This window comes from Streptomyces sp. AM8-1-1, from assembly GCF_032229325.1.
Lineage (GTDB): Bacteria > Actinomycetota > Actinomycetes > Streptomycetales > Streptomycetaceae > Streptomyces > Streptomyces achmelvichensis.
Genome location: NZ_CP135086.1, coordinates 1,244,284 through 1,266,758 on the forward strand (window position 1 = coordinate 1,244,284; position 22,475 = coordinate 1,266,758).

A 22,475-nucleotide genomic window follows, 5' to 3' on the forward strand; every position below is an offset into this window, starting at 1 on the left:
CCGGTGGTGCGACATACCGTGGCTGTCAGGGCTCCACGGGGCTCCGGTCGTCGTCGGGACCGACACCGGGGCCGATACGGATCTCGAAGTCACCGTCGTACTTGTGGTGTCCCGCGATGACCGCGGACTCCACGACCTCCGCACCCATCTCGCCGCGCACGATCAGCGGGTCGTGGCGCAGGTCGCGCATGAGCGCCACGCACATGCCGATCATCACGAGCACAAAGGGCGCGGCCACCAGGATGGTCAGATTCTGCAGACCGGCGAGCGCGTCGCCCTTGCCGTTGCCGATGAGCAGCATGATCGCCGCGACGGCGCCGGTGACCACACCCCAGAAGACGACGACCAGCTTGGTCGGCTCGAAGGAGCCCTTCTGGGAAAGCGTGCCCATCACGATCGACGCGGCGTCCGCGCCGGACACGAAGAAGATGCCGACGAGGATCATCACGAGCAGGCTCATGACGGTGGCGATCGGATACTGCTGGAGCACCGCGAAGAGCTGGCCCTCGGGCGTGGTCTCGTCGCCGAGCTGCTTGTTCTCCTGGAGCTTCATCGCCGTGCCGCCGAAGACCGCGAACCAGATCAGGCTGACGGTGCTCGGAACCAGGATGACGCCGCCGACGAACTGACGGATCGTCCGGCCGCGGCTGATGCGTGCGATGAACATGCCGACGAACGGCGTCCACGAGATCCACCAGGCCCAGTAGAAGACCGTCCAGCTGCCCAGCCACTCCGCGACGCCCTTACCGCTGGACGCCTCGGTGCGTCCGGCCAGCTCCGGCAGATCCCCGAAGTAGGCGGCGATGGACGAGGGCACCAGGTCGAGGATGATGATCGTCGGACCCGCGATGAAGACGAACAGCACGAGCAGCAGCGCCAGCACCATGTTGGTGTTGGACAGCCACTGGATGCCCTTCTCCACACCGGAGACGGCGGACAGGACGAACGCGAGCGTCAGCACCGCGATGATGCCGACGAGCAGTCCCGTGCCGACCTTGTTCATCCAGCCCAGTTCGGTGAAGCCGCTGCCGATCTGCAGGGCGCCGAGGCCGAGCGACGCCGCCGAGCCGAACAGCGTGGCGAAGATCGCCAGGATGTCGATGACCCGGCCCGTGGGGCCGTGCGCCTGCTTCTCGCCGATGAGCGGCACGAAGACCGCGCTGATCGTCTGCCGGCGGCGCCGGCGGAAGGTGCTGTAGGCGATCGCGAGTCCAACGACCGCGTAGATCGCCCACGGGTGCAGGGTCCAGTGGAAGAGCGTGGTCGCCATCGCCGTCTGCATCGCGGCCGCCGAATCGGCGGGAGCGGTGCCCGGCGGGGGCGAGGTGAAGTGGGCGAGCGGTTCGCTCACTCCGTAGAACATCAGGCCGATGCCCATACCGGCGCTGAACATCATGGCGACCCAGGAGACCGTCTTGAACTCCGGGCCCTCGCCCTCCTGGCCGAGCGGGATCTTGCCGTACCGGCTGATGGCCAGCCAGAGGGCGAAGACGACGAATCCGGAGGCGGCCAGGACGAAGGCCCAGCCGCCGTTGTGGATCAGTCCGCTCAGCATCTTGCTGGACACGCTCTCGAGCGCGTCGGTGGCTACGGCGCCCCACACCACGAAGGCAAGGGTGAGTACGGCAGTGACTCCGAAGACCACCCGGTCCGTCGTAGGGCGCCCGGTCTCGTGGGGAGAACCGGGAAGATCAGCTGGCACCAGCTTCTCCTTCCGGCCCTCCGGTTCTGGTTCGTGCGACACAAGCGGCACCTTTCACGGATTGCTCGGAACAAACCTGCTTTCGCTTCCGCTACCCCGTACCACATGTGATCCACGCCACCCACGTCAACAGGCGGGCGTTGGTTCTCCCGATGTGAGGTGGTAAGTCGCCCGGGAATCCAGCAGCAGGGGCACCAGCTGCCGTCGGGACTGCCGCAGCGGCACGAACGCACCGTGACCGTCCGGTCGCGAGACGACACCGTGCAGGGCGAGTTCGTCCCTCACATCCGCAAACTGCGCGGCGTCCAGGCGGTAGCCGCAGGGCGGGTCGGCGAGCGTCTCCTCCGGTGTCGCCGGGTCGTTGTCGGCGCCACCGAGATAGACCGGGCCGCGGTCCCTGAATCCGGCGAGAGCGGCGGCGGTCGTCGCCGCCTCGATCCGGCCGCGCCGTTCGTCGGCGAAGGAGAACAGTCCGCCGAGGGCGGCCAGCTGACTGCCGACGCGGCGGCGGTTGTTGAGGGCCGCGTCCGCCTTCTCCTCCTCGGTCATGGGGTCGACGCGGCTCTCGATGAGCAGGCCCAGGGCGTTCTTCACGCCCGAGGCGTTGCGCAGGATGCGCTCCTGGCCGTCGCCCGCGGTCTGCTTGATCGGATCGCCGGTGACGGGGTCGGTCCAGATGCCGTACGTGCCCGTGGTGTGGCCTTCGTCGTGCGCGGCGGGGCGCACATAGCGCTCGGACAGCGCCCGCGACTCGTCGTGGACGCGGGCGTGGGTGTTGAGGTTGCGCGGCCAGAGATCGAAGAGGTCCTTGTCGTAGTACGGCGGAGTCGCGCCGTACTCGTGCAGGTCGTAGACGATGTCGGGCCGCTCGTCGCGCAGGACGGCGGCCATGGCCCGCCCCTCGGCGGTCTTCAGAGCGATGTGGTCGCGGTTGATGTCGACGCCGTCGGAGTTGCCGCGGGTGTCGGCAGCCCGCCCGTCCGGATTGGCCGTCGGGACGACGAGGATGCGGGTCCGGGACAGCAGCCTGCGGGTCGTGTCGTCGTCCGTGAAGGCGAGGTCGCGGATCGTGGTGAGACAGGCGTCCCGGCCTGAGGGTTCGTCGCCGTGCTGGGAGCAGATGAGCAGGACCGTGCTTGCGGCGTGCCGCGCGCCGATCCGGACGAGCTGGAGCGGCCGGCCCTCCTTGGTCGTCCCGATGCGGGCGACCGAGACCCGGTCGCTGCCGCGGTCGACGGCGCGCAGGAACGTCTGCTCCTCCGGCTGACCGGTCCAGCGCGCGCCGTTGCTGATCTCGAAGCCTGTACGCGGCGGCCGGTGGGCCGCCTCGGCGGGCGCGGTGATCAGCGGTACGGCCACGGCGGCAGCCGTCACGGCCAGGGCGAGTGTGCGCAGCGGTGCTCTCATCGGCTGCCCCCTGAGGGAATCGGACGGAACGGACGCGGTTCGGCGACACCGCCGGGGCGGGAGTCGCGGGGCGCGGGCGGGACGGCCGAGGGGGCCGTGGCGCGTACGAAGGCCGGGGCGCCGCCGACGATCGGCAGCGAGGCCGAGGTGCGCGCCAGGTCGACGCGCAGCGTCGGGGTGCTCGCGGGCGGGTCGATGAGGTCCCGGTCCGTGCCGGCGACGATGAGTGCCAGCCGGTGGCCGGCCGGGACGACATGGTCACTTGCGTGCAGATCGAGCGTGATGGTGTACGCCCTGCCGGGTGTCAGCGGTCGGCCCTGGGCGGCGGACGCGTGGTTGCCGAGGTCGGCCCAGCCCCGGCTGAAGACGGTGTGGTCCACGGCGGCCGTGCGCGCCCGGGTCTCCTTGAAGCAGGGGCTGTCGCCGGGAGCGGTCGCACCCCAGCAGGTGCGCTCGGGAAGGGTGGTGATGCCTTCGCCGGCCGCCGCGTAGTCGCGGATGGTGTCGGGGCCGAGGTCGACGAGCACCGCGGACAGATGCGCGCTGCTGGTGTTCGGGGTGACGGTCACCTTCACCGTCGAGGACCCCGAGAGCCGCAGATCGCGTCCGAGGGGCCGGCTGACGAACCCGGCCTTGTCCGGGGTCGAGAGGTCGATGCGGGCGGCCCAGTCGGTCTCGTCCTTCGTGCGGTCGTCGGTGAAGGTCTCGCTCGCGCCGGGGCGGGCGGGGCGCAGGCCGAGCGTGCCGACCCCCGGTGCGGTGCCGATGCCGGGACGCAGTGTGGTGGCGTCCGTGGCGCGCGGCGGCCAGACACGGTCGGTGGACCACTGGTCGGGGGCGCGTTCGACGTCGGCCATGGGTTCGCGTTCGATGCCGTTGTCGTAACCGAGCAGGTAGTGGTCGAACCAGCGGTGCAGTGTCTTCACCCACTCGCCACGCCGGAAGTCGAACGGGTCGACGTGACCTGTCTGCGACAGCCACACCTTGCGCTCGACACCCTCGTCGGCGAGCGCGTCCCACCACTGGCCGAAGTGCTTGGAGCGGACGTTGAGGTCCTGCATGCCGTGCACGGCGAAAACGCTGGCGCGCACCTTGTCGGCGTCGCGGACGTAGTCGCGCTCGCTCCACAGGCGGGTGAGGTCTCCCGTGCGAGGGGCCTCGTCCACCAGGCGCTGCTGGACGGCCTGGCAGCGCGAGCGGGCGTCGGGGCTCTCGACGTAGTCGGACAGCCACTCGGGTCCCGAGTCGTAGAGGGGTGCGCCCTTGGCGAAGTAGTAGTCGTACCAGGAGGAGATGGCGGCGATCGGGACGATCGTCTCCAGGCCCTCCACTCCGGTGGCGGCGACACCGTTAACGATGGTGCCGTCGTAGCTCTTGCCGATCATGCCGGTCCGGCCGTTGCTCCAGCCGGCTCCCGCGCGCTCGGTCCCGGTCCTGGTGGTGTAGCCGCGGGCGCGGCCGTTCAGCCAGTCGACGACGGCCTTGGCGGACTGGACGTCGGAGCGGCCACCGACGTCGACGCAGCCGTCGGAGCGGTTGGTGCCGGCGAGGTCGACTGCGACGAAGGCGTAGCCGCGCGGGACGAAGAAGTTGTCGTAGTAGAGCGGGAACTGGACCGGGTTGCCGTCCGCGTCGTACGTCTTGAGCTGGCTCTCGTTGCCACGGCCGCAGCAGGAGTAGTACGGGCTGGCGTCCATGATCACCGGGATCTTCCGGCCCTGCTGTGCCGGCTCCCGGGGCCGGACGATGTCCACGGCGACCCGGTCGCTCTTCCCGTCGCCGTCACCGTCGAGCCGGGTGTCCACCCAGACGGATTCCCGGATCGCGTTCTCGTAGGAGTGGACCGGCCCGCTCTCCCGCAGCGGGGCGCTCTGGGCGCCGGTGGGCGTGAGCGTCATGGCCATCAGGGCGGCCGACGCCGCCACCACCAGCGATCTGCACGTCAAGCGGGTGCCCCCCGCGCGTATCGGCATGGGCGGGAAGCTACTCCCGTCAACTTCCCTGCGACAGAGGGCAATCAGGGGGCAATCAAGGCATCCGTGCGCCGGACGGGACAGATGGGATCGGTGGCCGGCGGGAGACGGAGCCGCGTCGCCCGGGTCCCACGGCCCGTCTCGCGGGCCATCGCCCGGTCCGGGCTGGTGGGAGCGCTCTCAGCAGCCCGCCCGGGCACGGATATCCTGATACCGGCAGCGCATTCTCGCTGTCGCCCGACGCAGCCGACCGACCCAGCCGAGGAGCATCCGCCTTGCCCGAGCAGACCACTGGGTCCCGTCCCACGCTGGAAGCCGTCGCCGCGCGCGCCGGTGTCTCCCGGGCCACGGCCTCCCGGGTCGTCAACGGCGGCGCGGGGGTGCGCCGGCCGCTGGTGGACAAGGTCCGGCAGGCGGTCGAGGAACTCGGCTACGTACCGAACCACGCGGCGCGCACCCTGGTGACCCGGCGCAACGGTGCGGTCGCCGTGATCATCGCCGAGCCCGAGTTCAGGATCTTCTCGGACCCCTTCTTCGAGCAGCAGGTGCGCGGCATCAGCCGGGAGCTCACCGCGCACGACTCCCAGTTGGTGCTGCTGTGGGTCGAGGGCCCCGGCGACCACGACCGGATCGCCCGCTATCTCGGCGGCGGCCATGTGGACGGTGCGCTGGCCTTCTCGCTGCACAACGACGACGAACTGCCCTCCATCATCAGCCGGGTCAAGGTCCCGACCGTCTTCGGCGGCCGTCCCGGCTGGCCCGGTGCCTCCTCCGGTCTCGCCCTCCCCTACGTCGACTGCGACAACCGCGGCGGCGCCCGGGAGGCCGTGCGGCATCTGGTCTCGCTCGGCCGCGAGCACATCGCGCACATCGCGGGGCCGCGCGACCAGACCTCCGCACTCGACCGGATCGACGGCTACCGGGACGTGTTGCTCGACGCCGACCCCGACCTCGTCAGCCAGGGCGACTTCACCGTGGAGAGCGGTGCCCGTGCGATGGCGGAACTGCTCGACCGGCGCCCCGGCCTCGACGCCGTGTTCGCCTCGAACGATCTGATGGCTTCCGGCGCGCTGCGGACCCTGCGGGAGCGGGGACTTCGGGTGCCGGAGGACGTGGCGGTGGTGGGCTTCGACGACATGGCCTCGGTCGTCGAGTCGACCGACCCTCCGCTGACGACGGTCCGCCAGGACATCGAGGGCATGGGCCGGCTCATGGTGCGGCTGCTGATGCGCGTCCTGAACGAGGGCGAGCAGCACACCGGCGCTCCCGCCTCGGTGATCACCCCGACCACGCTGGTGCGGCGGGCCTCGGCCTGAGAGGCCGGGTGCCCGCCGCACACGGTGCTGATCTCCTTCGCCCGCTGGTGACCGGCGCGACCGGCGGCCCGGTGCATTGGGCACCGGCACGATCCGCCGGCTCAGCCGAAGGGAATCACCAGCACCGACCTGTCCGTGCCGGTCTGGAGCTTCGCGGTGCCGTTGCCGATGGCGTGCCACACCTCCAGCCGCACCGTGCCGTTCTTCAGGTCACCGAGACTCCCGGTCGCCGAGCGCAGTCCGCGCGACTGGGCGTACTCCTCCCAGCCCGCCACCGGGTCGGTGGCGAAGTACTGGTAGGTCTCGGTGCGGTCGAAGGTGCCGTCGCCCGTGAAGTCGTAGCTGACCCGGGCCTGCTGGCCGAGGCCCACCGCCGTGCCCGCGTCGAGCTGGAGGCGGAAGGCGGTGGCTGCGCCGGGCGTGACCGTGCCGTTGACCTGCCTGGCCTGGTAGACGAGCGGCTGGTTCGGGGTGCCGTCGTGATTGCCGCCGCCGGCGGAGGCGATCGTGTCACTGCCGGCCGTGCCACCGGTGGCGGTGGTCAGCGTTCCTCCCGTACGGAGCTGGAAGGTGTTCCCGGTCGGCGGATCGGGATCCGGGTCGGGGTCCGGGTCGCCGGTGCCCGTTCCCGTGCCGGTCGCCGTCGAACGCGCCGGTACGGAGAGCGTCTTGCCGTCGGAGAACGTCACCGTGCGGGCCGTGGCGCCGTAGTTGTGCGCGGCGTAGGTCCGTGCCGTCCCCTTGGTGAACACGGCGGACGTCGGGATGTCCCCGGTGACCGTCGCGTCGGGCGCCCCGATGGCGTCGAGGGTGGTCAGCCAGTGGTAGGTGTGCGCCTTGGACTCGCCCTGTTCGGGCGTGTATCCGGCATGGCCCGCGTCCCACTTGGCCTTCGCCGCCGCGGGATCGGCGAACGACTGGAACTCCCAGAGGATGTCGCGCCATTCGACGGCGGGGCCGCCGTTCTCACGCTCCATCTCGGCGATGTTGCGCCGGATCGCGGTCTTCTCGCCGCCCAGGTGGAGCGAACCACCGGTCACGGGCAGGACGTTGATGCCATGGATCTCCTCCGGGTTGGCGGTCCACCAGGTCGCGTAGGCGCCACCGCTGCCCCACACCATGCCGACCGTGTCATGGCCGAAGGAGGACGGGAAGACCTGCTGGTCGGCGTCGAACCAGTACTGGCCGATCGCCTCGGACTCGGTGGTGAGCAGATAGGTGCCGAGGTCGCGCAGAGCGGTGTCACCGGTGGCCGAGCCCCACAGCACGAGGCCTGCGCTGAGGTTGATGGACTCCGACGACGACTCCTGGTTGTTGCCGGCGGCGAAGCCCTGGTGCCCGGAGGCCCAGCTGTGCCCGGCGTACACGTCGAAGCCCCGCAGGAAGGGGAAGGCGGAGTCACCGCGGCTGGGGTTGGCCGCGTCCCGCACCAGGGTCTTCACCATGCCGCCCCAGGCGGAGTCGGCGGCCCAGGCCTGGTCGTACTGGGCGACGATCGCGGCCGCGTAGATGTAGTAGCTGTAGTGGAAGTGGTGGTCGTTGAGTTCGGTGTCGCTGCCGTACGAGGCGGGGTATCCGGTGAGCGTCTTCCACGCCTTGTCGTAGCTGAACTCGCTGACGCCGCCCGCCGTGAACCAGTCCTGAAGACGGCCCTTGAGCAGCCCGATGAGCTTGTCGCGGGTGGCGGTCTCGCCGATCTGGTCGGCGACGGGGACCAGTTGGGCGAGGCGGCCGAGCGCCTTGCCCGTCCAGTAGGTGTCCGTGTAGCCGGAGAAGGGGTCGGCCGCGTTCACGACCTCGTTGAGATAGCCGCGCAGCCGTGCGGTGTCGACGGCGTTGGTCCTCGGCAGCCCGGGCAGCACGGCGGACGCCTTCTGGCTGGTGCTGAAGGACGCGGACTCGCGGACCTTCATCGTCCCGCGCGGTGAGACGTAGGTGTACGAGGTCAGCGGATCGGTGCTGTTCATCCACTGGTGGCGGTAGAGCGCCTGGAGCGTCCCGCGCTCGGTGCCCTCCTTGGCCTCGGTGGTCAGGGTGTACGTGGCCCGGGAGTTGCCGCCGGTGTAGCTCCAGCTCGCCTGGGAGCCGGTGACGAAACTGAAGGCGTACTTCCGGTAGGTGGCCAGCGCGTCGGTGGAGGGCAGGACGGCGAGGGAGAAGTAGTCCTTGGCGCCGAGGCCGGCGGTGATGGTCGAGCCGGAGACCGTCCAGTCGCTGCCCGTGGGGGCGAACAGCGCGTAGTGGTGGCCCGCGACCGTGATGCCGAGGACGTTGCCCTGGTCGGCGAAGACCGTGGGCGCCGCCGCGGTGGTGATCTGGGCGGCTGCCCCGGAGCCCTTGGCGTATACGAACGGCATGCCGTGGCCGATGGTGGTGCGCAGGGTGCGCGTGCCGTCCGACCAGTAGGGGGTCACGGTCCAGTCGGACCATGCATCGGCCTTGGTGTCGGGCGAGTTGAGCCCGCTCAGGCCGAGGGTGAGGTCCCGCTTGTGCGCGTACTCGTACTGACGGCCGTCGCCGACGATGGCGGCCGTCGTCGGGTAGCCGATGTCGAGCCCGCCGGCGGTGGCCTGGTACGTCAGCGGGTGGCCGTACATGGGGGTGGAGTACGGGTTGTCGCCGTAGCGCTGGAAGGCCAGGGAGGACCACCAGTCGTTGGTGGGGACCGGCTTGTCCTTGGCGGCGGGCGTGGTCTTGGGGGTGACCGGCGCGCCGGTGTTGGTGGTCGGGCCCGACGTGCCGGCGGGGCGGCTGTCGGAGTAGCTGCCAGAGCCTACGGGGATGGTTGCGGCCGCCGCCGGAGTGGCGGCCGGGCCCAGGCCGACGGCGGCCAGGGCTGTGACCAGGAACAGCGCGGCAGCTGGTCTGGTGCGGTGGGCTGGCATGGACGGCACCTCGAGTCATGAGGGAAAGGGCGTCCGAGAGCGCTCTCAGATGTCCTGCAACGTAAAACTCCTGAAACAGACGTGTCAATAGATGGGACACAGGCCCCAGTTGGGGCTGAGTCCAAGCCGTTACGCCTTCGAGTCTTGACGGGACGAGCCCCTCCGGGGCACGCTCCAGTCGCATCTTTGAGAGCGCTCTCAATGGCGGTCTCGCTCCACCGAAGCCAAGGGAGGCTTCCCATGCCCATCGCCCGAGCCGCCAAGAGGGCCGTCGTCCGCGTGGGTGCGGTCGCACTCACCGGAGCACTTCTGGCCGCATGCGGATCCGGTTCCTCGGACGGCGCGTCGGACAGCGCGGACGGGAAGGTCACGATCACGGTCGACCTCTTCGGTTCGTTCGGATACAAGGAGGCCGGGCTGTACGCGGAGTACGAGAAGCTCCACCCGGGCGTCACGATCAAGCAGAGCGACACCGAGGACGAGCAGGACTACTGGAAGTCGCTGCAGACCCGGCTCGCGGGCGGTGGCGGCCTCGCCGACGTGCAGGGCATCGAGGTGGGCCGCATCGCCGCCGTCACCCAGCAGCAGGCCGACAAGTTCGAGGACCTGAAGAAGTACGGCGCCGACAAGCTCAAGAGCCAGTTCGCCGACGCCAAGTGGTCCGCCGCCACCGGCAAGGACGGCCAGGTCCTCGGCCTCGGCACCGACGTCGGCCCGGAGGCCATGTGCTACCGCACCGATCTCTTCGAGAAGGCCGGCCTGCCCACCGACCGGACCGAGCTGGCGGCCAAGTGGTCCACCTGGGACGGCTACCTCGCCCTGGGCAAGGAGTACAAGAAGAAGGCCCCCGCCAAGAGCGCCTGGATGGACAGCGTCGGCAGCCTCTACACGATCATGGTCGGCCAGGAGGAGGAGCGGTACTACGACGCCTCCGGCAAGCTGATCTACGAGAACAACCCGCCGATCAAGGCGGCCTGGAAGGCTTCCGCCGATGCCGCGAAAGCGGGCCTGAGCGCCAAGCTCGACCAGTGGTCGCCGCAGTGGAACCAGGCGTTCTCCGCCGGCTCGTTCGCCACGATGCCCTGCCCCGCCTGGATGCTCGGCTACATCAAGGGCCAGGCCGGTGAGGCCGGCAAGGGCAAGTGGGACATCGCCAAGCTGCCCGGCGGCGCGGGCAACTGGGGCGGCTCGTACCTCTCCATCCCCCGGGCCGCCAAGCACAAGAAGGAGGCGTACGACCTGATCCAGTGGCTGACCGCCCCCGCGCAGCAGGCCAAGCTCTTCACCAAGCAGGGCAACTTCCCGTCGTCCACGGGAGCCATCGCTCAGGTCGCCGACGCCAAGGACCCGTACTTCTCCGACGCGCCGATCGGCCAGATCTTCGGTGACGCCGCCAAGGCCGCCCCGGTGCAGGTGCTCGGCGTCCACGACAAGAACGTGGCCGACCAGATCACCAACGCGCTGAGCGAGGTGGAGCGCAAGGGCACCTCGCCCGACAAGGCCTGGTCGACCGCGAAGAAGAACGTGGAGAACGCCACCGGCTGACCGCGGCCCCACGATCCGGAGGCCGGTCCTGGTCCCGGCCACCCGCTCCGGAGGCCGGTCCTGGACCCGGCCACCACGCCCCGGAGGCCGGTCCTGGACCCGGCCACCACGCCCCGGAGGCCGGTCCTCGACACCCGGCCGGACCGGCCTCCGGACTCCACGCCTCTCCCGTACGCCCGTACCCCCGTACCTCCTCCCGAAGGGCCGCTCGTGACCCTCACCGCCACCGCGAAGCCGGACGCGCCCCGGCCACCGGCGCCCCCGCAGCCGTCGGCCGCGCACCGGACCTGGCGGAAGCTGACCCCGTACGCCTATGTGGCGCCGTTCTTCACGCTGTTCGCCGCCTTCGGCCTCTTCCCGCTGATCTACACGGCGTTCGTGTCGCTGTACCGGGTGGAACTGCAGACGCCCGGCGACATGCAGTGGCGTGGCCTGGACAACTACACCGCGCTCTTCGGCGACGAGATCTTCTGGACCGCGCTGCGCAACACCTTCACCATCGGGGTGCTCTCCACGGTCCCGCAGCTGGTGATGGCGCTGGGCCTGGCCCATCTGCTCAACTACCGTCTGCGCGGCCGCACTTTCCTGCGTACGGCGATGCTGCTGCCCTACGCCACATCGGTCGCGGCGGCGACACTGGTCTTCGCCCAGCTCTTCGGCCGCGACTTCGGACTGATCAACTACGCCATCGGTCTGGTCGGCATCGACCCGGTCGACTGGCAGACCGGCACGGTCAGTTCGCAGATCGCCGTCTCCACGATCGTGATCTGGCGGTGGACCGGATACAACGCGCTGATCTATCTGGCGGGCATGCAGTCCATCCCGAGCGAGCTGTACGAGGCCGCCGAGATGGACGGCGCCTCCCGCTGGCGGCAGTTCTTCCATGTCACGCTGCCGGGGCTGCGGCCCACGATCGTCTTCACCGTCGTCGTGTCGACGATCGGCGCGACGCAGCTCTTCGGAGAGCCGCTCCTGTTCGAGGGCTCCATCTCCGGCGGTATCTCGCACCAGTACCAGACGCTCGGTCTCTACATGTACGAACAGGGCTGGGGCTTCTTCCACCTGGGCCGGGCCGCCGCCATCGCCTGGGTGATGTTCTTGCTGATCCTGGTGCTCGTCGGGGTCAACGCCCTGATCGCGCGCCGCCGTTACCGCAAGGAGGCCGGCCGATGACCGCGCTCGCCGCTCCGCCGACCGAGCCGCCCACCACGGACCGGCGCCCCCGGACCCCGCGCCGGCGCAGGACCCGCGCCGGACGCACCATGCACGGCGGCAAGCTCACCTACGCGATCCTGATCGTCGCGCTGCTGATCTCGGCGTTCCCGTTCTACTGGACGATCGTCGCGGCCAGCCGGTCCAACGCCGATCTGGCGAAGGTGCCTCCGTCGCTGCTGCCCGGGCCGAACCTGATGCGCAACTTCGAGGCGGTGATGGAGGAGGCGGACATCGGCAAGGCGCTGCTGAACTCCCTCATCGTCTCGGGCTCGATCACCGTCGGCACCGTGCTGTGCTGCACGCTCGCCGGTTTCGCCTTCGCCAAGCTGCGCTTCCGCGGCCGTGGCGCGCTGCTGGCGATCACGGTGGGCACCATGATGATCCCGCCGCAGCTCGGGGTGATCCCGCTGTTCATGCTGATCGCCGAACTGCAGTGGGTGAACCAGCTCCAGGCCGTCATCCTGCCCGGGCTCGTCTCCGCCTTCGGTGTGTTCTTCATGCGGCAGTACCTGGTGCAGTCGCTGCCGGACGAACTGATCGAGGCGGCACGGGTGGACGGCGCCTCCAGTGCCCGGATCTTCTGGTCCGTCGTGGTGCCCATCGCCCGGCCGGGCATGGCCGTCCTCGGCATGCTCACCTTCATGGCCGCGTGGAACGACTTCTTCTGGCCGATCGTCGCCCTGTCCTCGCAGGAGCCGACCGTGCAGGTCGCCCTGCGCCAGCTCGGCGGCGGCTATGTCCACGACCAGTCCGTGATCATGGCCGGCACGCTGCTCGGCACCCTTCCCGTGCTGCTCGTCTTCGGCCTGCTCGGCAGGCAGATCGTGGGAGGCATCATGCAGGGCGCCGTGAAGGGCTGAGCCCCGGCAGCCGCATTGCCACCCCCCACCGCTCCACCACACCTCCTGGGAGTTCCGCCTCATGACCGCTGTCGACGCCCGCCCCGATACGACGACGGAGCTCCGGTTCCCCGCCGCATTCCGCTGGGGCACCGCGACCGCCGCGTACCAGATCGAAGGCGCAGCCGCGGAGGACGGCCGTACGCCGTCCATCTGGGACACCTTCAGCCGCACCCCCGGCAAGGTACGCAACGGCGACACCGGCGACATCGCCGCCGACCACTACCACCGGATGCGCGAGGACGTCGCGCTGATGAAGCAGCTCGGCATCACCGACTACCGTTTCTCGGTCTCCTGGCCCCGGGTGCAGCCGACCGGCCGGGGCCCGGCCGTGCAGAAGGGCCTGGACTTCTACCGCCGGCTCACCGACGAGCTGCTGGCGGCGGGCATCCGTCCGGTGGCCACGCTCTACCACTGGGACCTGCCGCAGGAACTGGAGGACGCCGGCGGCTGGCCGCAGCGTGAGACGGCGCAGCGTTTCGGCGACTACGCGGGCATCATGGCGGACGCGCTCGGCGACCGCGTGGCTGCCTGGATCACCCTCAACGAGCCGTGGTGCGCGGCTTTCCTGGGCTACGGCAACGGCGTCCACGCGCCCGGCCGCACCAGTGCGCACGCCTCCCTGCGCGCCGCGCACCACTTCAATCTGGCGCACGGCTGGGCGGCGCAGGCGCTGCACTCCGCCCTTCCTGCGACGTCCGAGATCGCGCTGACGCTCAATCTGCACGCGGTCCGTCCGCTGACGGACTCCGCGGCCGATCTGGACGCGGTGCGGCGGATCGACGCCGTCGGCAACCGTGTCTTCCTCGAACCGGTCTTCCACGGCCGGCTCCCGGAGGACCTGGTCCGCGACACCGCGACGGTGACCGACTGGTCCTTCGTCAGGGAGGGGGATCTGGAGGCGATCTCCACCCCGATCGACTGGCTGGGCATCAACTACTACTCCCCCACGGTCGTCGCCGCCGGGTCCTCCGAGTCGCCGTCACCGTGGGCGGGAGCCGAGGAGCACGTACGGTTCGTCCCCGCGCCGGGCCCGCGCACCGCGATGGACTGGCCGGTCGACGCCGAGGGGCTGTACGACCTGCTGACCCGGCTGAGCGAGGACCTGCCGGGTGTTCCGCTGGTCATCACCGAGAACGGAGCGGCGTACGACGACTACGCCGACCCCTCGGGCGCGGTCCACGACCCCGAGCGCGTCGCCTACCTGACGTCGCATCTGACGGCCGTGCACCGGGCGATCGAGTCCGGGGCGGATGTGCGCGGGTACTTCCTGTGGTCGCTGCTGGACAACTTCGAGTGGGCTTACGGGTACAGCAAGCGGTTCGGCATCGTCCATGTCGACTTCGCGACCCAGCGGCGGACCTTCAAGGACAGCGCACGCTGGTACGGCGACGTCGTCGCGCGCGGCGGGCTGGCCCGCTGAGGCCGGCGGCCCGCCGCGCCTCGCGCGCGAGCGGGAGGTAGCGCAGCCGGTCGGGGAGTACGGGCACCACGGCCCGTACGACCCGGCCGAGGCGGACGAGCGCCCGCTCCTGGCGGTCGGTCCAGTCGAGGCCGATCGCCGCGCGTGCCTCGGGTGGCATGAGCCCGATGGTGAGGAAGCGGCGGATACGGACGAACGACGGCAGGAGCGCGGGCCAGAGGGCCCCGAGAAGCGCTCTGACGGGCAGCGGGCCGAGGCCGGGCGGCGGCACCGGCGCGTCCAGGGCGATGAGTTCGCGCAGGACGGCGGTCTCCTCCACCTCGTCGGCGAGCATCCTGCGGAAGTAGGGCCAGAAGTCCTCGATCGTCGCGGGCATGTCCCTCTCGCGGATGCCGAGGACCCGGCCGACCTGGAGCCACTCCGCGTACAGCCGGCGCTCCTGCGCCTCGGTGAGGGGACGCGCGAGGTAGCGCAGCGCGTGCTGGAACACCGGGAAGCCCGTGGCGTGCACCCAGGCGTAGTAGTCGGGGCTCAGCGCGTGGTAGACGCGGCCGTAGGGGTCGGTGCCCTGCACGGACCGGTGGAGCCGGCGCACCCGCCGCCCTTCGCGGGCGGCCTCCTCCCCGCCGTACACCCACAGCTGGAGCGAGTGCAGAGAGCGCTCACCGCGGCCCCAGGGATCGGTGCGGAAGACGGAGTGCTCGTCGACGCCCGCGGCGACGGCGGGGTGGGCGACCTGGAGGGCGAGTGCGGCGGGCAGCATGAGCAGCTCGCGGACGTCGCCGACGACGGACCACAGCACGCCGCCCGGCGGTGGCGGCGCAGGGGCCACAACCTTGGACATATCGCCATTTTACGGCCTGCTCTCCTGCCCTCACGGCCTCCTGCTCGGCTTCGTACGCCTGCGGGCCGAAGCCCTCGCCGTCCTGGTGCGTCAGGGCGTGGTGCCGGCCTTCTCCGGCTGGGCCGGGACCTGGACGAGGAGCCCTTCGAGATCCTCCAGACAGGCCCGGGCGGCGGCGATCCGGTCGCGGAGTTCCTGGGCGGCCTCGGGGTCGGGTGCCGCGGGCGCCTTGCGCTCCTCGTCCAGCACCCGGGCCTGTTCGAGCGAGTTGATGACCACCCCGATCAGCAGATTGACCAGCAGGAACGAGCTGAGCAGCACATACGAGGCGTAGTAGAGAACGGACCAGGGCGAGATCTGGAGCCCCGCGTTGACGGCGTCGCCCAGTCCGTCGAGGGTCATCAGCACGAAGAGGGTGAGTGCCGCCCTGCCGAGCGAGCCGTAGTGCTCCGGGTCGGCCGTGGCGAAGGACGCCCAGCCGAGCATCGCGTACAGATACAGCAGCAGCGTGCCGACCAGCAGGAAGCTCACGGCGCCCGGGATGCTCTTGCCGATGGCGGTGACGATGATCCGCAGCTGCGGCAGAAAGCGTGCGGTGCGGATGACCCGGGCCAGGCGCAGCAGCCGCAGCACGGTGGTGTTCTCACTGAGGAACGGCAGGAACGCGCTGAGGACGACCACCATGTCGAAGATGTTCCAGGGGTTGCGGAAGAAGTCCGCGGGGCGGTCGGCGTGAGCGGCGGCGCGCATCAGGATCTCCAGGGTGAACACCCCCAGAAGCAGGTGTTCGAGGAGTTTCAGCTGGAACTCCCAGCGGTCGGCGAAGCCCGCGTACGTCTCCACTCCCAGCAGGATCGCGTTGACCGCGATGGCGCAGACGGCGACGGTGGAGAACCAGTCCTCCTCGGTCAGCAGACGGGCGCGGTACGCCAGTTGTCGCCTTCGGTCGTTCGCCATGTCGGTGCGCAGGCTCATTCGTTCCCCACCTGAGGTGTCTTCCGCTGTGAACTCTCCAGACTTGCGCACACATGTCCGTGGGACGGGCGACGCACACACCGGGGCCCGACAAGCCCACCCGGAGGGGTACCCCCTTCGCACACATGCCCGGCCCGTGCGTTGGTGAGATCGTTTCGTGGCGGCAAGAAAGAAGGCCCCGAGCCATTACCAAGGAGTAACTGCGGCTGCTTTGATGTGCGTCGCCGCTCGTACCCCCCACCTCACCCGGGAGTCCCTGTGCCGCCGTCCTCGCTCCGCCGCCTGCCCGCCGCGGCCCTGTCGACCGCGCTCGCCGCCGCCGTCCTCACCGGCACGGCCCCGACGGCCTCCGCCGCGCCGGACGCGACGCCGCGCCTGAAGGTGCTGACGTACAACACCTTCCTCTTCAGCAAGACGCTCTATCCCAACTGGGGCCAGGACCACCGGGCCGCGGCGATTCCCGCGACCTCGTTCTTCCAGGGCAACGACGTCGTCGTCATCCAGGAGGCGTTCGACAACTCGTCCTCGGACGCCATGAAACAGAACGCCGCCGCGCAGTACCCCTACCAGACACCGGTGATGGGGCGGAGCAAGACCGGCTGGGACGCGACCGGCGGTTCCTACTCGGCCGCCACTCCCGAGGACGGCGGTGTCGCCGTCCTCAGCAAGTGGCCGATCGTCCGCAAGGAGCAGTGGGTCTACAAGGACGCGTGCGGTTCGGACTGGTGGTCCAACAAGGGTTTCGTGTACGCGGTGCTGAACGTGAACGGCACGAAGGTGCACGTCGTGGGCACGCACGCGCAGTCCACCGACTCCGGCTGCGGCACGGGCGAGGCGGCCCGGATGCGCAGCCGGCAGTTCCGGGCGATCGACGCGTTCCTGGACGCCAAGAAGATCCCGGCGTCCGAACAGGTCCTCGTGGCGGGTGACTTCAACGTGGACTCCCGCACCCCGGAGTACGCGACGATGCTCGCCGACGCCGGGCTGGTCGGGGCGGACACCCGCACGGGTCACCCGTACTCCTTCGACACCGAGCAGAACTCGATCGCCGCGGATCGCTACCCGGACGACGCCCGCGAGGACCTCGACTACGTCCTGCACCGTGCCGGGCATGCGCGGCAGGCCGGCTGGACCAATGACGTGATCAAGGAGCAGAGCGCGCCCTGGACGGTCTCCAGCTGGGGCACGGACTACACGTACACGAACCTCTCCGATCACTACCCGGTGACCGCGTCGGGGCAGTAGGCGCAAGCCCTTGGCGGCCGGCCGGGCCCCCTGGGGACCGCGACGGCGGCCGCGAGGGTGCAGGCGTTCGGACGTGGTGGCCCGTGACAGCTCTCGGGCATGTCACGGGCCACCACTGCCGTGTGCCGCCCCGAACGGTCGGCCCGCCTTCGACGGGTCAGCCATCCGGCGGCAGGGACCGTCGCGGGCCTCATGGGTTTCGTCGGCGGCACGTGGACGATACGGGTCGTGACGGTAACGGCGGGGCCGGTCCGGGCCCTCGGCCGCCGACCGGCCGCATGGCAGGCGTGACGTTTCACCTCTCTGGCCGAACTGCCGTACCCGGGCGGTGCGGCACCCGGATGGCAGCGGGCCGATCCGCTGACCGGCCCCACGGTCACGGGCACGAACGGCCGGTGCCACGACGTGCGTCGTGAGGGCACGCAGCGAGGGCCCGGCAGCGGCACGACAGCGCCGATCAGCGCGCAGCCGGCCCGTCCCGGACCAGGCCGGAGGGACGCGGTACGTCCGCGGGTCATCGAGAGGGGGCGGCGTCTCCTCCGGGACACGGGCACCGGAGGCGGACCGGTGTGGCCGGCCGCCTGGCGGCGGGCGGCACCGGGCGGATGTCCGCGAACCCAGAGCGCCGGGCGGCCGCGATGCCAGTGCGAAACGGGGAGGCCCCCGCCTGCCGCAGCCCAGCCGGCGAACGATCTGACCACCCGTGAAGAACCGCTCTTCCGGGGGCCTTCCACACCCTTGTCGGCGTGACAGGAGCATGCCACATTGAGACCACACTCCGGACTGGTCCAGTCCACACTGCTTCTCGGTAAATCCCCCCACAGCGCACACCTGCGAAGGAGAAGCCCCCCATGAGACGCACGCTCCGCGCGCGCATCTGCCTTTCGGTACTGCTCACCCTGCCCGCCGTCGGTCTCGGAACCGGGACCGCCCACGCCGCGCCCGACCCGGTGCCGAGCCCCGCCCCGGGTGTCACGGCCTCCCCCGGCCAGTACGCACTCGACTCCACGCTCGAACGGACCCTTGGCGACCGCTCGGCCGGCTCGTACCTGGACTCCCAGACCGGCGACCTCGTCATCACCGTGACCGACCAGTCCGCCGCCGAAGAGGTACGCGCCTCGGGCGCCCGGGCCGAACTCGTCGAGCGCAGCACCGCCCAGCTCGAAGCCGCCATGAACGTCCTCGAGACCAAGGCGAAGATCACCGGCACGTCGTGGGGCATCGACCCCTCGACCAACCAGGTCGCGATCGAGGCCGACCGGTCCGTCTCCACGCTCTCCATGGCGCGCCTGACGCGGGTCGCCGCCACCCTCGGCGACGCCGTCCGCATCGCGCGTGTGCCGGGGGTGTTCACCAAGGAGGTCGCCGGCGGTGACGCCATCTACGGCGGGGGCGTCCGCTGCTCCGCCGCCTTCAACGCCGCGAAGGGCACGGTCCGCTACTTCGTGACCGCGGGCCACTGCACCAATCTCGGCGACACGTGGTCGGCCACGTCCGGCGGCGCCGCGATCGGGACCCGCGAGGGCACCAGCTTCCCGACGAACGACTACGGCATCGTGCGCTACACCGGCACCGACCAGCCCGCCGGGAGCGTCAACCTGTACAACGGCAGCTACCAGGACATCGCCTCCGCCGCCGACGCCATCGTCGGCCAGGCCGTCCACAAGAGCGGCTCCACGACGCAGGTGACCGCCGGCACCGTCACCGCCGTGAATGTCACGGTGAACTACGGCGACGGACCGGTCTACGGCATGGTCCGCACCACCGCCTGCTCGGCGGGCGGCGACAGCGGCGGCGCCCACTTCGCCGGTTCCGTCGCGCTGGGCATCCACTCGGGCAGCGCCGGCTGCACGGGAACGAACGGCTCGGCGATCCACCAGCCGGTGACCGAAGCACTGGCTGCGTACGGCGTGACCGTCTACTGACGTCATCGCGCGGACGGCCGAGGGTCGCTCACCCCGAGCGCGCACCCTCGGCCGTCCCGAGCGCACGTCCTCGTCCCCTGAAGCCGCGTGCGCACGGCGCGTACGCCCGGCCTCCCGGGGCCGTGCATGCCCCTCCCGCGGCCCGCGGCCCCCCTCAGTCGTGGTCGTACACCGTCACCGCTGTCCCCCGCGATGTCAGCCGGTCGGTTATCAGCGGTTCGACCCGTGACCATCTGCCGCCCGCGAGCCCGCAGCCGATCCGCGGCATATGCACCGACGCCGACAGCTCCGCCGCCTTCACCGCCACCGCGGCGAGCGCCGTGTCGATCGCCTCGTACCGCACGGGAACGCCCTTGCTCCCGGTCCTCGTCCCCCGCTGTCCCACCATGTTGGCGACCCACAGATACGGGCCGACGCGGACGAATTGCACGGCGCCGAGGCCGAAGTCGTTCGACGCGCGCTCCCGGTGCCAGCGGCGGTAGGCCTGCTCGGGCTCCGGCCAGCGGCGGGACAACGCCAGCACGAAGCCCTTCCCCCAGCCGCCCAGGTCGTTGCAGACGTGCGCGATCAGCTTCACCCCCTTGCCCTGCGGCGCGGTGGCGTCCCCCCGTACAAACGTGATCCCCGACATGCATCCACCGTACGGATCACCACTGACAATCGTCACCGACGATCGTTCCGCCCGCTCCCACCGCTTTCACAACAATGGTGAGACAGCAATACTGTTGCACCGCAGGGAGATCGACGACGAGCGGTGGAGAGCGAGGCACGAGCGTGGCGACCGAGACCGACGAGCCGACCCTCACCGTGGACGAACTGGCTGCCCGTGCCGGGGTGACCGTACGCACCGTGCGCTTCTACAGCACCCGCGGGCTGCTGCCCCCGCCGACGATCGGGCCCCGCCGCGTGGGCCAGTACGGCCCCGCCCATCTGTCCCGGCTGGCCCTCATCGAGGAGCTCCAGCACCAGGGCATGACGCTGTCCGCCATCGAACGCTATCTCGAACAGCTGCCGGACGACCTCAGCGCCCACGACCTCGCGATCCATCGCGCGATGGTGGCGTCCTGGGCGCCGGACTCCGCGGAGGAGGCGACCGCCGCCGAGCTGGAAAGGCGGGCCGGGCGGCCGCTGAGCGAGGAGGACATCGGCCGGCTGGTCGCGATGGACGTCCTGCAACGGGCGCCGGAGCCGGGCGTCTTCCGGCTCGACCACGGACTGTTCCGGCTGGGCGTGCAGCTACTGGACGTGCCCATCGCCCACGAGACGATCCTCGCCGCCCGCACGGTTCTGGTCGAGCACACCCGCTCGGCCGCCCAGGAGCTCACCCGGCTGTTCCGCGACGAGGTGTGGAACCCCTACCGGCGCCGGGAGGCCGACCCGGAGCACGTGGCGGCGATGAAGTCCCTGTCGGCCCATATGCAGCCGCTGGTGGTGCAGGCCCTGGTCACCGCGTTCCAGCGGTCGCTCAAGGAGGAGCTACGGGCCGCGTTCGGGTCGGAGCCGGACACCGAACACGGCCCGGACCCCAGGTCCGGGACCTAGGTCCGCAGACGGCCCAGCACCCTGCCCATCGCCCGGTGCACCGCCTCGCGCGACTCGTCCGTCGGGTCACGGGTCTCGAAGCCGTGGTGCCCGTGCGGCACGTCGACCACCTCGACATGCGCTCCGCAGCCGGTGGCCACGGCCAGGAACTCTGCGACGGTGGCCGCGATCTCGGGGCTCTCCAGCCCGACCCGGGTGAGCACGATCGGCAGCGCACCCGCGTGCGTCACCGCCTCCGCGGGCCGGAAACGGCCGCCCGGGAGTCCCCAGTTCGGCAGGGGCGCCAGGACCGGGTACGTGGCCGCCAGGCAGCGCAGCCAGGTCGGCGGCGCCGCCAGCCAGTCCGCCGCGATCGGGCCGCCGCCCGAGAAGAACCACAGAGCGATCCGGTCTTCGTCCACCCGCGGATCGGCCCTGACCCTCTCCACCGCGGCCGCCACGTCGCCGGCGGCCCGCTCGTAGTCGGCCACGTCGTGCAGGCGGTGGTCGAGCGTCACGCCCACCACGCCCTCGCCGGCCGCGTACCGGGCGTACCCCGTCAGCGTCGGCCAGTCCCGTGGGGTGGGCCGGGCGTCGGCGGGCACCGGGCCGCCGTGCACGAAGACGACCGCCGGGCGCGGCCCCTCCGCGTGGGCCGGCGGATACAGGTCCACGTTACCGATCCGCTCGCGGGGAAGCTCGGGCACGTCGAGCAGGAAGGGCCGCAGATGGGCGGGCGGCTCCGTGGCGTCGGCCGGCTCAAGCCGGTCTCCCCCACCGGCGGCGGCCTTCAGCAGGACGTCGGCCAGCTCGGCGGGGCAGGACAGCATGGGCCAGTGCCCGGTGGGCAGTTCGAAGAAGGTCACCCCGGGGGCCGTCAGGACCTGGAGGGCGGGATCGCCCATGCCCACCAGCATCCGGACCAGCTCGATGCTCGTACCGTTGCCGGTGCACAGCACACCGGTGGTGGGGACCGCGGCGACGGCGCCGGTGAGCCGCAGCGGCTGGAGCAGCGTGCCCAGCGGCTGTGGTGCGGCGAGGTCGGTGAGCCGGTCGAGCGCCGCTGCGGGGACACCCGCCGTGCTGCCCCAGCGCTGCCACTCGTCACGCGCCGGGGGCGGCAACTCTCCCTGCTCCGCAGGGCCCCGCTCGGCCATCTGCTCGCGCAGGCGCTGGTCGGGCACCGCGGCCAGGGCCGGGACACCGTCCCGCGGCAGCGCGGAGTCCACGCAGACGATCCGGGCGACGCGCTCCGCCCGTCTGTCGGCGGCGCCCATCACGGGATGGACGCCGTAGTCGTGGCCGACGAGCACGATCTCCCGGCCCGGCGCCGGGTCCACCGTGTCGAGCACCCCGAGCACATCGGCGATGTGTGTCTCCAGATCGACGCGCCTCTCGGCGTCGGTGGGCTCGGCGGCGCGGGCCTCTCCGAGCCCGGTGAGGTTCACCGTGTGCACCTCGTCGCCCGCCTTCGCCAGTCGTGCGGCCGTCTCCTCCCACACCTGTGCGCCGGTGAACACGCCTGGCACCAGGATGAATACGGTCATGAGCCTCTCCTCGATCCGTCGCCCTCCGCGGACCGGTCCGGTCGACCGGCCGC

The 22,475-nt window shown here is 70.9% G+C and carries 16 protein-coding genes; 8 read left to right on the forward strand and 8 right to left on the reverse strand.

Annotation, left to right across the window (positions count from 1 at the left end):
• Positions 1-25 precede the first annotated feature (25 nt).
• From RPQ07_RS05600 to RPQ07_RS05610, 3 genes are all read right to left on the reverse strand, one after another.
• The gene (locus RPQ07_RS05600; protein WP_313942904.1) at positions 26-1,702 is read right to left on the reverse strand and encodes a BCCT family transporter; all 1,677 of its coding nucleotides are present in this window, start codon (positions 1,700-1,702) and stop codon (positions 26-28) included.
• 126 nt (positions 1,703-1,828) lie between these two features.
• Positions 1,829-3,109, reverse strand: a complete 1,281-nt coding sequence (locus RPQ07_RS05605; protein WP_313942905.1) for a M14 family metallocarboxypeptidase — start codon at positions 3,107-3,109, stop codon at positions 1,829-1,831.
• Positions 3,106-5,082, reverse strand: coding sequence for a Xaa-Pro dipeptidyl-peptidase (locus tag RPQ07_RS05610; RefSeq protein WP_313942906.1), 1,977 nt, complete (start codon positions 5,080-5,082; stop codon positions 3,106-3,108). Before RPQ07_RS05610 ends, RPQ07_RS05605 begins: the two co-directional genes overlap by 4 nt.
• Before the next feature lie 275 nt (positions 5,083-5,357).
• Here RPQ07_RS05610 and RPQ07_RS05615 point away from each other — a divergent pair, with 275 nt between their 5' ends.
• The gene (locus RPQ07_RS05615; protein WP_313942907.1) at positions 5,358-6,398 is read left to right on the forward strand and encodes a LacI family DNA-binding transcriptional regulator; all 1,041 of its coding nucleotides are present in this window, start codon (positions 5,358-5,360) and stop codon (positions 6,396-6,398) included.
• A gap of 101 nt (positions 6,399-6,499) precedes the next feature.
• Here RPQ07_RS05615 and RPQ07_RS05620 read toward each other — a convergent pair whose 3' ends face one another.
• Positions 6,500-9,283 carry a glycosyl hydrolase gene (locus RPQ07_RS05620; protein WP_313942908.1) on the reverse strand — a complete coding sequence of 928 codons (2,784 nt, stop codon included), beginning with the start codon at positions 9,281-9,283 and terminating at the stop codon, positions 6,500-6,502.
• 240 nt (positions 9,284-9,523) lie between these two features.
• Here RPQ07_RS05620 and RPQ07_RS05625 point away from each other — a divergent pair, with 240 nt between their 5' ends.
• The 4 genes from RPQ07_RS05625 to RPQ07_RS05640 all read left to right on the forward strand — a co-directional run bounded on the left by RPQ07_RS05625 (position 9,524) and on the right by RPQ07_RS05640 (position 14,365).
• The gene (locus RPQ07_RS05625; protein WP_313942909.1) at positions 9,524-10,828 is read left to right on the forward strand and encodes an ABC transporter substrate-binding protein; all 1,305 of its coding nucleotides are present in this window, start codon (positions 9,524-9,526) and stop codon (positions 10,826-10,828) included.
• Between the two features lie 210 nt (positions 10,829-11,038).
• Complete coding sequence (locus tag RPQ07_RS05630) at positions 11,039-12,001, forward strand: sugar ABC transporter permease (protein ID WP_313942910.1); 963 nt, start codon at positions 11,039-11,041, stop codon at positions 11,999-12,001.
• Positions 11,998-12,903: a carbohydrate ABC transporter permease gene (locus RPQ07_RS05635; protein ID WP_313942911.1), complete on the forward strand. Its 906-nt coding sequence runs from the start codon at positions 11,998-12,000 to the stop codon at positions 12,901-12,903. The genes RPQ07_RS05630 and RPQ07_RS05635 overlap by 4 nt, the downstream gene beginning before the upstream one ends.
• Positions 12,904-12,964: 61 nt before the next feature.
• On the forward strand, positions 12,965-14,365 hold the full coding sequence (locus RPQ07_RS05640; RefSeq protein ID WP_313942912.1) for a GH1 family beta-glucosidase: 1,401 nt from the start codon (positions 12,965-12,967) through the stop codon (positions 14,363-14,365).
• Here the strand turns inward: RPQ07_RS05640 and RPQ07_RS05645 are convergent.
• Entirely contained in the window at positions 14,307-15,209 is a 903-nt protein-coding gene (locus RPQ07_RS05645) for an oxygenase MpaB family protein (RefSeq protein ID WP_313942913.1), read from the reverse strand. The genes RPQ07_RS05640 and RPQ07_RS05645 overlap by 59 nt on opposite strands.
• 90 nt (positions 15,210-15,299) lie before the next feature.
• Positions 15,300-16,184, reverse strand: a complete 885-nt coding sequence (locus RPQ07_RS05650; protein ID WP_313942914.1) for an ion transporter — start codon at positions 16,182-16,184, stop codon at positions 15,300-15,302.
• Between the two features lie 258 nt (positions 16,185-16,442).
• On the opposite strand from RPQ07_RS05650, the gene sph reads away from it, so the two are divergent.
• Positions 16,443-17,429, forward strand: a complete 987-nt coding sequence (sph, locus tag RPQ07_RS05655; protein WP_313942915.1) for a sphingomyelin phosphodiesterase — start codon at positions 16,443-16,445, stop codon at positions 17,427-17,429.
• Between the two features lie 851 nt (positions 17,430-18,280).
• On the forward strand, positions 18,281-19,354 hold the full coding sequence (locus tag RPQ07_RS05660) for a S1 family peptidase (protein WP_313942916.1): 1,074 nt from the start codon (positions 18,281-18,283) through the stop codon (positions 19,352-19,354).
• A 154-nt stretch (positions 19,355-19,508) separates the two neighbouring features.
• On the opposite strand, the gene RPQ07_RS05665 is transcribed toward RPQ07_RS05660, so the two are convergent.
• Positions 19,509-19,985, reverse strand: a complete 477-nt coding sequence (locus RPQ07_RS05665) for a macro domain-containing protein (protein WP_313942917.1) — start codon at positions 19,983-19,985, stop codon at positions 19,509-19,511.
• A 143-nt stretch (positions 19,986-20,128) separates the two neighbouring features.
• On the opposite strand from RPQ07_RS05665, the gene RPQ07_RS05670 reads away from it, so the two are divergent.
• Positions 20,129-20,896 carry a MerR family transcriptional regulator gene (locus RPQ07_RS05670; protein WP_313942918.1) on the forward strand — a complete coding sequence of 256 codons (768 nt, stop codon included), beginning with the start codon at positions 20,129-20,131 and terminating at the stop codon, positions 20,894-20,896.
• On the opposite strand, the gene RPQ07_RS05675 is transcribed toward RPQ07_RS05670, so the two are convergent.
• A complete protein-coding gene (locus RPQ07_RS05675) occupies positions 20,893-22,422 on the reverse strand; it encodes an alpha/beta fold hydrolase (RefSeq protein ID WP_313942919.1) in 1,530 nt (509 codons plus the stop codon). The two genes, RPQ07_RS05670 and RPQ07_RS05675, sit on opposite strands and share 4 nt — an antisense overlap.
• Positions 22,423-22,475: the final 53 nt, after the last annotated feature.

Bases quoted from the DNA above. Each gene is read 5' to 3' on its own strand.
- RPQ07_RS05665 (WP_313942917.1), bottom strand. From the start codon at position 19,985: ATGTCGGGGATCACGTTTGTACGGGGGGACGCCACCGCGCCGCAGGGC.
- RPQ07_RS05675 (WP_313942919.1), bottom strand. From the start codon at position 22,422: ATGACCGTATTCATCCTGGTGCCAGGCGTGTTCACCGGCGCACAGGTG.
- RPQ07_RS05660 (WP_313942916.1), top strand. From the start codon at position 18,281: ATGAGACGCACGCTCCGCGCGCGCATCTGCCTTTCGGTACTGCTCACC.
- RPQ07_RS05605 (WP_313942905.1), bottom strand. From the start codon at position 3,109: ATGAGAGCACCGCTGCGCACACTCGCCCTGGCCGTGACGGCTGCCGCC.
- RPQ07_RS05625 (WP_313942909.1), top strand. From the start codon at position 9,524: ATGCCCATCGCCCGAGCCGCCAAGAGGGCCGTCGTCCGCGTGGGTGCG.
- RPQ07_RS05650 (WP_313942914.1), bottom strand. From the start codon at position 16,184: ATGAGCCTGCGCACCGACATGGCGAACGACCGAAGGCGACAACTGGCG.
- RPQ07_RS05620 (WP_313942908.1), bottom strand. From the start codon at position 9,283: ATGCCAGCCCACCGCACCAGACCAGCTGCCGCGCTGTTCCTGGTCACA.
- RPQ07_RS05635 (WP_313942911.1), top strand. From the start codon at position 11,998: ATGACCGCGCTCGCCGCTCCGCCGACCGAGCCGCCCACCACGGACCGG.
- RPQ07_RS05645 (WP_313942913.1), bottom strand. From the start codon at position 15,209: ATGTCCAAGGTTGTGGCCCCTGCGCCGCCACCGCCGGGCGGCGTGCTG.
- RPQ07_RS05640 (WP_313942912.1), top strand. From the start codon at position 12,965: ATGACCGCTGTCGACGCCCGCCCCGATACGACGACGGAGCTCCGGTTC.
- RPQ07_RS05610 (WP_313942906.1), bottom strand. From the start codon at position 5,082: ATGCCGATACGCGCGGGGGGCACCCGCTTGACGTGCAGATCGCTGGTG.